Source organism: Paenibacillus sp. J22P277, assembly GCF_059383675.1.
In genome coordinates this window covers 975,944-986,104 of the sequence record NZ_JBXENS010000002.1, presented here as the reverse complement: position 1 = coordinate 986,104, position 10,161 = coordinate 975,944, and the positions used below count along the sequence as shown (strand labels likewise).

9 protein-coding genes, 6 tRNA genes and 1 rRNA gene are annotated in these 10,161 nt (G+C 54.0%); all 16 read left to right on the top strand.

Translation table 11 applies throughout. The features are described 5' to 3' along the window. Positions 1–150: ribosomal RNA gene (locus AC50YL_RS09055) — 23S ribosomal RNA — on the top strand; the annotation flags it as partial. Between the two features lie 195 nt (positions 151–345). Continuing rightward, a tRNA-Met gene (locus AC50YL_RS09050) sits at positions 346–422 on the top strand. A 9-nt stretch (positions 423–431) separates the two neighbouring features. Next, a tRNA-Val gene (locus AC50YL_RS09045) sits at positions 432–507 on the top strand. Between the two features lie 13 nt (positions 508–520). Next, positions 521–597, top strand: a tRNA-Asp gene (locus AC50YL_RS09040). A 16-nt stretch (positions 598–613) separates the two neighbouring features. After that, positions 614–689: transfer RNA gene (locus tag AC50YL_RS09035), tRNA-Phe, on the top strand. 35 nt (positions 690–724) lie between these two features. Continuing rightward, positions 725–809, top strand: a tRNA-Tyr gene (locus AC50YL_RS09030). A gap of 16 nt (positions 810–825) precedes the next feature. Further along, positions 826–901: transfer RNA gene (locus tag AC50YL_RS09025), tRNA-Lys, on the top strand. A 133-nt stretch (positions 902–1,034) separates the two neighbouring features. Further along, the gene (locus AC50YL_RS09020) at positions 1,035–1,976 is read left to right on the top strand and encodes an MraY family glycosyltransferase (protein ID WP_494831142.1); all 942 of its coding nucleotides are present in this window, start codon (positions 1,035–1,037) and stop codon (positions 1,974–1,976) included. A 335-nt stretch (positions 1,977–2,311) separates the two neighbouring features. Further along, on the top strand, positions 2,312–3,202 hold the full coding sequence (locus AC50YL_RS09015; RefSeq protein ID WP_494831221.1) for a PucR family transcriptional regulator: 891 nt from the start codon (positions 2,312–2,314) through the stop codon (positions 3,200–3,202). A gap of 90 nt (positions 3,203–3,292) precedes the next feature. Then, positions 3,293–4,414, top strand: a complete 1,122-nt coding sequence (locus tag AC50YL_RS09010) for an ABC transporter ATP-binding protein (protein WP_494831140.1) — start codon at positions 3,293–3,295, stop codon at positions 4,412–4,414. A gap of 206 nt (positions 4,415–4,620) precedes the next feature. Next, positions 4,621–5,559 (top strand): HPr(Ser) kinase/phosphatase, encoded by a 939-nt coding sequence (gene hprK, locus AC50YL_RS09005; RefSeq protein WP_494831138.1) that lies wholly within the window; start codon positions 4,621–4,623, stop codon positions 5,557–5,559. 61 nt (positions 5,560–5,620) lie between these two features. Next, on the top strand, positions 5,621–6,658 hold the full coding sequence (gene lgt, locus AC50YL_RS09000; protein WP_494831136.1) for a prolipoprotein diacylglyceryl transferase: 1,038 nt from the start codon (positions 5,621–5,623) through the stop codon (positions 6,656–6,658). 10 nt (positions 6,659–6,668) lie between these two features. Continuing rightward, positions 6,669–7,325, top strand: a complete 657-nt coding sequence (gene ppaX / locus AC50YL_RS08995) for a pyrophosphatase PpaX (RefSeq protein WP_494831134.1) — start codon at positions 6,669–6,671, stop codon at positions 7,323–7,325. Between the two features lie 6 nt (positions 7,326–7,331). After that, the gene (locus AC50YL_RS08990) at positions 7,332–7,814 is read left to right on the top strand and encodes an acyltransferase (protein WP_494831132.1); all 483 of its coding nucleotides are present in this window, start codon (positions 7,332–7,334) and stop codon (positions 7,812–7,814) included. A gap of 394 nt (positions 7,815–8,208) precedes the next feature. Continuing rightward, on the top strand, positions 8,209–9,447 hold the full coding sequence (locus tag AC50YL_RS08985) for an ATP phosphoribosyltransferase regulatory subunit (protein WP_494831130.1): 1,239 nt from the start codon (positions 8,209–8,211) through the stop codon (positions 9,445–9,447). A gap of 7 nt (positions 9,448–9,454) precedes the next feature. Next, positions 9,455–10,126 (top strand): ATP phosphoribosyltransferase, encoded by a 672-nt coding sequence (gene hisG, locus AC50YL_RS08980; protein WP_494831128.1) that lies wholly within the window; start codon positions 9,455–9,457, stop codon positions 10,124–10,126. Positions 10,127–10,161 lie beyond the last annotated feature (35 nt).

The following is a 10,161-nucleotide window of genomic DNA, read 5'->3' as shown; positions in this document are numbered from 1 at the left end:
GCGCTGAAAGCATCTAAGCGTGAAGCCCCCCTCAAGATGAGATTTCCCAGTATGTAAGACCCCTTGAAGACGACGAGGTTGATAGGTTCGAGGTGGAAGCGCGGCAACGTGCGGAGCTGACGAATACTAATCGGTCGAGGGCTTATCCAAGCACATTCGACATCCAGCTAAGCAAGAGACCTTCGCAAAGGTTCGTATCCAGTTTTCAGGGTGGAATTCAGCATTGAACAGACGGCAAGGACGTTTTGGTCGAAGCTGATTACAAAAACGTTTGGCGACGTTTATTCCTGATCATGGCGACTGCCTCGGTCGTGATGGACAAGCACTATGTAGAGGCAACAATGTGGCGGTGTAGCTCAGCTGGCTAGAGCATTCGGTTCATACCCGGAGGGTCGGGGGTTCGAGTCCCTTCGCCGCTACCACATTTTCATGGAGGCTTAGCTCAGCTGGGAGAGCATCTGCCTTACAAGCAGAGGGTCGGGGGTTCGATCCCCTCAGCCTCCACCAGATCTAACAACGCGGAGCCGTGGTGTAGTGGCCCAACATGCCTGCCTGTCACGCAGGAGACCGCGGGTTCGAATCCCGTCGGCTCCGCCATTTAATTTCCAAGTAAGGCTCGGTAGCTCAGTCGGTAGAGCAGAGGACTGAAAATCCTCGTGTCGGCGGTTCGATTCCGTCCCGAGCCACCATAATTTCTTAAGGCTTATTACCTGATAAGCTTCGTGGAGGGCTAGTGAAGTGGCTAAACACGGCAGACTGTAAATCTGCTCTCTCTGAGTTCGGTGGTTCGAATCCATCGCCCTCCACCATTCCCTTTAACAGCAAGAGCCATTAGCTCAGTTGGTAGAGCACCTGACTTTTAATCAGGGTGTCGTAGGTTCGAGTCCTACATGGCTCACCATTACGACACCTAAAGCACCTGTAGGTCAATGACCTGCAGGTTTTTTGTTGTTTGAATGGCGGAGTATTTCAATCGGCTGCGGGCAAACTGAACTCAAACACACAATGGTTGGTTTCAGGGGGTTGTATCGCAGATGAACTATGGCTTGTCCGCGTTGTTATGCTTTGGTATCGTTGCCGTACTCGTGCCGGTCCTTCGTAAATTCGCCATTCGTTATGGCTTCGTCGATCGTCCGACTGCCCGTAAAATCCATAAAGCCCCCGTACCGCTGATGGGCGGGGCAGCTTTGTATGTCGGCATAGCAGTGACGTTATTTCTCTTCCAAGGTATAACTTCGCTGAGTTTAACGATTGGAATCGGAGGTTTCGTTTTGGTTTGCATCGGTTTGTTGGACGATGCGGCCAAGGCGAGCGGGTCGGAATTCCCAGTCTGGCCGCGGGTTATCATTTATCTGGCGGTCGCAGCTTTGCCGCTGTTGTTCGGAATTCGGATCGAAGGGCTATCGAGTCCGCACGGGATGATTTTTTTCCCTTATTGGTTAGGCGTTGTCGGTTCGATCGTATGGGTGTTCGCATTGATCAACATGATTAATTTTATTGACGGCGTGGATGGGTTGGCTTCCGGGGTAGCGACATTGTCGTCATTGACGTTATTCGTTGCGGCGTTGTTTAAGCAACAATATCCGACCGCGCTGCTTGCGGTGATTTTGGTGGCAGCCTGCGTGGCTTTCTTATGCTATAACTTCTATCCGGCGCGTATCTTCATGGGGGACGCGGGGGCGACGTTTCTCGGTTACTCCTTGGCGGTTACAGCGGTAGACGGCGCATTCAAAAGCGCTACGCTTGTCACGGTCACCGTACCTTTGCTGGCGCTTGGCGTCCCGATACTCGATACGGCCGTGGTCATGCTTCGCAGGCTATTGTCGGGCAAAGGGCTGCACAGGGCGGATAAGCTTCATACCCATCATGTTTTGATGCGATGGGGATTAACGCAGATTCAGACGGTATCCTTCATTTATTTGGTGGCGGCGTTGTTTTCCCTGCTGTCTCTTGTCGTGTTGCTGGCCCTTAGCTGAAATAAACGGTCGTATATGGTATACTGTGCAGTAAAAAGCGCATATTCGCGCCGATGGATAGGGGCAAGCCCATGAGTGATGCAAAATGGATCATGCAATTGCAAGCTGTTCTGGATTGCCCGGTCCGAGAGCATCAGCTCCCGATTCATGACTGGCGATTACTGAGCGGTGAACAAGCTCGGCAACCGAATGAACGGTTGCAAAAGTCTAAAACGAATGCGGTTACAATAGGAGATTATGTAAGCGGTCCCGAAGGCGCGACTTGGTTTGCCCTTGAACAGCATGCAGAGCATGTTCACGTGCTCGAGATTAATCGGGAACAACGATTGAGCGAAATGGAAGTTCGCCTTATTGGATGGGCGGTCAATCAGATGCTCGCCGAGAGCAGCAAGAATTACGAAGGTTTTTCGGAATCGGAACGTTATGCCAGAGAGCTGGGGACTTGGATCGACGAGCAGCTCGATGCCAGCGAGCCCAAGCTGCTGCTCCCGGATCGACTGATTTCCAGGGGAAGATTATTCTCGTCCATGATTCCTTTTCTCCTCGTATGCGAACAAGCGGAGTCGGGCCGAGCGAGTTTCGGTGAACTTGAAAAACTGCTTCGTACGTTTCTTGCCGACGATGTGCTGATTATTCCGCTGAAGGAGCAGGAATGGCTGATCCTTGGGCCTGCGTCGCTCATTCACGATGCGCAGTCCGGCGAACGGGACGAGGAAGAAGAGGAATCGTTGGAGGAAAGCTTGGCATCGATCGGTTTCGGCTTGCATGAAATGCTGGCAAGCGAATGGATGGGGGACTGCCATCTGGCGATTTCCCACCCCATATCGCCGGCTAATTCCATCATCGGAACGACGGCTCTTCTCAGGGAAACCGTTCATCTCGGACGAGCGTTCCATATCGGGGCCAATATTCACTTGCCGTGGCTGCTTCATTTAGAGCGATTGCTTAATACGATTCCCGAAGCGCACCGCATCAAATTCGTGGAGCAGGCTTTGAAACGGACGGATGCCTTCCTGGATCCGGAAATCCTGACTACGCTGGAAACGTTCTTCGCATTGGACTGCAACGTAAGCGAAACGGCAAAGAAGCTTTATATTCACCGGAATACGCTGCTTTACCGGTTGGACAAACTAAAGCAGGAGACGGAGCTGGACGTGCGGCAGTTCCGCGATGCCGTACTCGTCAAAATTATTTTGCTATTGTATAAAGTGACGAAAAGGGCGTAGTTTTTTTGTAAAGTATGTGCATAGTCATATGGACAGCACTGATATAAACTAAGTGTAATGAACGACAATAATCGTTAGGGGGAAATACAAATGGCTGGTGTACGCTTAGAACACGTTTACAAAAAATATGCGGGTACTGATCTCGCTTCGGTTAAAGACTTCAACCTCGACATTAAAGACAAGGAATTCCTGGTTCTTGTCGGTCCTTCCGGTTGCGGTAAATCGACGACGCTTCGTATGATTGCCGGTCTTGAAGAAATTTCCGAAGGTAAACTGTTCATCGGCGAACGTCTTGTTAATGACGTAGCCCCTAAAGATCGTGACATCGCGATGGTATTCCAATCTTATGCCCTGTACCCTCATATGAACGTTTACCAAAACATGGCGTTCGGTCTTAAACTTCGTAAATTCAAAAAAGCGGAAATCGACAAACGCGTTCGTGAAGCCGCTAAAATTCTCGATATCGAACACTTGCTCGATCGTAAACCGAAAGCATTGTCCGGCGGTCAACGTCAACGTGTCGCCCTCGGCCGCGCAATCGTTCGTGAACCGCAAGTCTTCTTGATGGATGAGCCTCTTTCCAACTTGGACGCTAAACTTCGCGGCCAAATGCGCGCGGAGATCTCCAAACTGGCTAAACGTCTGGAAACAACCGTTATCTACGTAACGCATGACCAGATCGAAGCCATGACAATGGGCGATCGTATCGTCGTTATGAAAGACGGCATCATTCAACAAGCCGCTTCCCCGGAGGAACTGTACAACCACCCGGTTAATATCTTCGTGGCAGGCTTTATCGGAGCTCCTTCCATGAACTTCATTACCGGTACGCTTAATGAAACAGGCGGCACGGTTCGTTTCAAAGCGACAAACATTGATGTTCTTGTTCCAGACGGCAAAGCGCAACAGCTTCGCGAAAAAGGCCTGATCGGCAAAGAAATCATCCTTGGCATCCGTCCTGAAGACTTGCACGAAGAGCCGGTATTCCACGAGGCTTCCCCGCAAACGATCGTGAACGCTCACGTCGAAGTTGCCGAGAACCTTGGTCACGAAATGTTCCTGTACCTGAACGGTCTGGGCAAAGACTCCGTTATCGCTCGTGTTGACGGACGCTCCGGCGTTAAGGAAGGCGTTAACGTAAAACTCGCTTTGGATATGAACAAGGTTCATATCTTTGACAAAGAAAGCGAACTGAACGTATTCGAAGTATAAAATAAGGCACTCACCTTACCGAACAGCCGTCCGATCCGATCGGACGGCTGTTTTTGTGCGATTATACGCTTCTATACGGGACGCAGCCAATTTCCGACGAGCTAGGACGTTGATTTCAGTTCTTATTTCCTATAGGATAAATACATCTGGATTTTTATGAATGACCACTATACGCGTAGCCGGCTGCGATCTTGAGGAGGCCAAACATGGGCAAGAAAGTGAAAGTTTCGGATCTTGTAAGCCAGTTCCAGCTTGAGATCTTGGGTGGCGAAGACGGCCTGAAACGAAGCATTACTCTGGATGACTTGTCGCGTCCGGGACTCGAAATGGCAGGCTACTTCGATTATTACCCGAGGGAACGGGTGCAGATTCTCGGGAAGACGGAAATTACGTTCATGGACACCCTCTCCAAACAGGAGCGGATCGACCGGGTCGAGCGACTGTTCGACGATGAGACCCCTTGCTTTATCATTACGCGCGGTCTGGAAGCGCCTCCTGAGCTGCTGGAACAATCGAACGTTCGGCAAATTCCGGTCTTGCGCAGCAACACCGCAACCACGATCTTCTTGAGCCGCATTACCAACTTCTTGGAACGCAAACTTGCGCCTTCCGCGACGATTCACGGCGTTCTCGTGGATGTTTACGGGGTGGGGATGCTGATTACGGGCGGCAGCGGCATCGGTAAAAGCGAAACCGCTCTCGAGCTTGTCAAGCGAAGCCATCGCCTCGTTGCGGATGACGCGGTCGAAATTCGCCAAACTTCCGACAATCAGCTTCATGGTACGGCACCCGAGCTGATCCGGCATTTGCTTGAAATTCGCGGGCTGGGCATTATCAACGTCATGACCTTATTCGGGGCCGGCGCTGTCCGGAACAATAAACGGATCAGCGTCGTCATCAAGCTGGAGAACTGGCAGGCCGACAAGCAATATGACAGGCTCGGCTTGGACGAGGAGACGACGCGCATCATCGATACGGACGTGCCGATCGTGACGGTACCGGTTCGACCTGGCCGAAATTTGGCTGTCATTATCGAGGTGGCGGCGATGAATTTCAGGCTGAAGCGGATGGGGTATAACGCGGCGCTGCAGTTTACGAACAAACTGACGGAAACGATCGCGGAAGACTCGGACGATTTTGACTGAGCGCCTGGGTTGCATGGCCATGGATGACCATTACGGATAATTGAGAAGGAGCCATTGACGCATGTTTGGATTACGATTAGATCCGATTGCTTTTTCGCTGGGTTCGATCAGCGTGCACTGGTACGGCATCATTCTGGGGACCGCGGCGCTCGTCGGTTTGCTGTTGGCAGTGCAAGAAGGCAAACGTTTCGGGCTGTCGCCGGACTTTTTTATGGATTTGTTGCTGTTCGGCGTGCCGTCCGCGATCATCGGAGCTCGCATTTATTTCGTTGCCTTCCAATGGGACGAGTACAAGAACAACCTGATGGACGTCTTTAAAATTTGGAACGGCGGGATCGCGATCTACGGCGCGTTGATCGGCGCTTTTGCCTGCGGCATCGTTTATTTCCGAAACAAGGGGTACAGCTTCTGGCGAATCACCGATATTTGCGCGCCATCCCTGATTGCGGGCCAAATGATCGGACGCTGGGGAAACTTCGTGAATCAAGAGGCTTATGGCGGTCCGGTTGACGAAAGCTTTCTGCGCAACACGCTCCATCTGCCGAGCTGGATCGTCAATCAAATGAACGTTGAAGGCGTATTCCACCATCCGACCTTCTTGTACGAGTCGTTATGGAATCTGGTCGGTCTCGTGATTCTGCTCGTCATTCGCCGTCGTCCTTTCCTGCGCGCGGGCGAACAGCTTTTCTTCTATTTCATCTGGTATTCCCTGGGCCGCTTCTACGTGGAAGGACTTCGAACGGACAGCCTCGCTTTTCATGGCGCGGATTGGGCTGCTTCGCTTATGAATGGGCTGTGGTCCCCGATGAAAGCCGTATTCGGCGCACAAGGTTTTCTGGATCCGTCCTACGGAAATATTCGGATCTCGCAGCTGTTGGCGGTACTCCTCGTGATCGCGTCCATCGCGATGATTATCATTCGCCGCCGTACGGGCGCAGCTTCGGAGCATTATAACGATCCGATCGTTAATTTTAAAACCGGGCTCCCCGCGGGCGCGGAGAACAAGAAGAACTCGGATGCCCCGAACCCGAAACCGCCGATCGAGCATAATGGCGGCAATGCGGCGAACGGACCCGGCGATACGTCAATAAAGGAGTAATCTAGAGGCAATGGCGACTCAGATCAAGGCGATTTTGTTCGATTTGGACGGCACGATCATGGATACGAACGAGTTGATTATTCAGTCCTTTCTGTACGCGCTGAATGGGATCGTCCCGCAAGATTTCAATCGGGAGCATATCATCCCCAGCATGGGGCTTCCGCTGTCGATGCAACTGCAGCAGTTCTCGGGGCGCGAGCAGGTCGAGGACTTGGTATCGGCTTACCGTGAAGTCAACTTAAGGCTGCATGACGAATACGTTCAAGCTTTCCCGCATGTCAAGGAAGTCTTGGCGAGGCTGCATGAAGCCGGTATCAAAATCGGGATCGTGACGACCAAGATTCGCTTGACGACCGAACGGGGACTGCGCTATGTCGGAATATACGACTACGTGGAACCGGGCGCGATCGTTACGATCGAGGACGTGACCCGTCCGAAGCCGGATCCGGAGCCGGTGCGGCTTGCGCTGCAAGCGATCGGCACCGCTCCCGAAGAGACGATGATGGTCGGCGACAGCATCGTGGATATCCACTCGGCCGAGGCGGCCGGCGTCGTCTCCGTTGGCGTGGCGTGGTCCCTTAAAGGCGAGCAGGTCTTGAAGGAGAGCGGCGCGCGCCATATCATTCAGGATATGCGCGATTTATATGCTTTTGTCGGATTGGAGTAAACGCCGTTGAGAAACGTGGAGCGTTATCCCGTCGAAGGGCCGAACGCGCTCTGGCAGGTGTACCGTACCGTCAGCCGTTGGAAGGCCGTACGGAACTTTGCATTCATACAGGCGGCGCGTTACTGCCCGTCCTTGCCGGTCAAAAATTGGATCTATCGGCACGTGCTCGGCATGCGCGTAGGGCGCCATACGGCGTTCGCGCTGATGGTCATGGTCGACGTCTTTTTCCCGGAGAAAATCGCGGTGGGAGACAACTCGATCATCGGCTACAATACGACGATCTTGACGCATGAATATCTAATCGGCGAGTACCGGCTAGGTGTCGTGCGAATCGGCTCCAATGTCATGATCGGGGCCAATACGACGATCCTGCCCGGCGTGACGATCGGCGACGGAGCGGTCGTGGCCGCGGGGTCGATGGTGCATAAAGACGTTCCGCCCGGCGCCTTCGTCGGCGGTAACCCCATTCAGGATATTCGGAAGGCCTAGGGTATGCGGCAAGGTGTCGGTCTACCGTCCCCTGTGGTCGATTGATTGAATGCAGTTGCCCGCAAGAAAAACCGGGAAGCGTCGCTTCCCGGTTTTTGCTGGGCAGATGCGTTTTCGGTAAATTCAGGTTACATATCGTGCTTATGGAGCAGTGGTGTGTCATGTATGGAGGACAGGCTGTGACATGAGTTGATTTGGCAGTTGGAACCCTTACGGGGCCGCTGCCGAGAAGCCCGCGTGCATCGCAATCGACCCACGAAGCAGCGGCGATACGGTCGGAAGCGTTATTGACGGAACATTCGGAGCATGGTATCATTACGACTAAACTCTTTATTTTGGCAGTATGGTAATATGGTGACGCGTTAATATACTAAAGTCATGTGGGTGAACTTAAATGTCCAAACCGAAGGTGTTCGAGAAACCGATTGGGGTTAAGGATTATTTGCCGCATGCGGTGGCAAAGCTGCGACAGATCGAAAATCAAGTGCTTGCTTGCATGCATTCCTGGGGCTATGAGCAGATAATGACCCCTACGATGGAATATTACGATACGGTTGGCGTGGCAAGCTCGACGTCCGACCAGAAGCTCTTCAAGCTGTTGAACAACCGCGGCACGACGCTCGTGCTTCGATCCGATATGACCGCGCCGATCGCGCGCGTCGTCTCCTCCGTGCTCAAAGACGTGCAGTTCCCGATTCGCTTGTCTTACCACTCCAATGTATTCCGCGCGATCGAGGAAGAGGCGGGCCGCGAAGCGGAGTTCTTCCAGACTGGCGTGGAGCTCGTCGGGGATGCATCGCCGGAAGCCGATGCGGAAGTCGTCGCGCTGGCGATCGCGTCGCTGAAAGCGGCAGGCGTTAGCCGGTTCAAAATTGCCATCGGCCATGTCGGGTTCTTGAACGGCCTGTTCGAGGAGACGCTTCCCGGTCAAAGGGCCGCGCAGGAGGAACTGAAAGCGTACCTGCTCGGCCGCGACTATGTCGGCTATCGGGAATGCTTGCGTTCGCTAACGATATCGGAAGAGATGCGCAGCGAGCTCGAGGGCATTATCCGCCTGCGCGGGGGGCGGGGAATTTGCAATCAGGCGATGGCGCTTAGCTTGGACGACACCGCTCAGGCGTCCGTCCGCCATTTATGCGAGATGTGGGACGTCCTGGAGGCGTACGGCGTATGCGAGCACGTGCTGATCGATTTGACGATGATCGGCGATTTCAAGTATTACACGGGTATGACGTTCGAAGCCTATGCCGCGGATCTGGGATTCCCGGTGGCGAGCGGCGGCCGTTACGATAATCTGCTCAAGCAGTTCGGGCGCCCGGCTCCGGCTACGGGGTTCGCGCTGAAGACGACGCGAATCCTCGAGCTGATCGGCGACGACGCTTGCGAGTCGAACGAGGAGCGTGTGCTTATCGGTTACGATGCCGACGGCCGCGCGGCCGCGCTGGATAAGGCGCGCGAGCTTCGGGAAGCGGCGGAATCGTCCGCGTTGATCGTGACGGAGCGCATGGACGCCGTCTCGCAGCAAGCCGTACGCGACTTCGCGGCATCTGGGGCCGACGGACTGGTCATTTACAAAGGCGTCGCGTTTACGAAGCTGCTGACTTACTTCGGCGGCGAACGGGGAAGGGAGTAGGCTGAACATGACGATGAACGAACTGCAGGCTTCCTCCGGCCGGGAGCTGTTGAAGGTAGCGATGCCGAAGGGCCGCATTTATAAGGTGGCCTCGAACTTGTTCAGGGAAGCGGGGGTTCCGATCCCGAGCGATTTCGACGATACGCGCAAGCTGATCATCGAGCTTCCCGAAGCGGGCATGTCATTTATAATGGCGAAGCCCGTAGACGTGCCGACCTACGTCGAATACGGCGTTGCCGACATCGGCATCGTGGGCAAAGACGTGCTGATGGAAGAAAACAAGGACGTCTACGAGCTGCTGGATCTGGGGATCGCGAAATGCCGCATGTCCGTCATCGGGCTGCCGGATTGGAAGCCGGTCATTCATCCCCGCGTCGCGACGAAGTATCCGAGCGTGGCCTCGCAGTACTTCCGCGAGCAGGGACAGCAGGTCGAAGTGATCAAGCTGAACGGCTCCATCGAGCTGGCGCCGCTGATCGGGCTGGCGGACCGGATCGTCGATATGGTGGAAACGGGGCAGACGCTCCGCGAGAACGGCCTGGTGGAGATGGAGACGATCTTCGGCATCACGAGCCGGCTGATCGCGAACCGCGTCAGCTACCGCATGAAGAACGAGGCGATTCAGAACCTGTGCGATAAGCTGCAGCAGGCTATCGCGGCGAAACCGGTCGTTTACTAGGCAATAGCCGGGCAGAACAGCGACGGAATCGCATG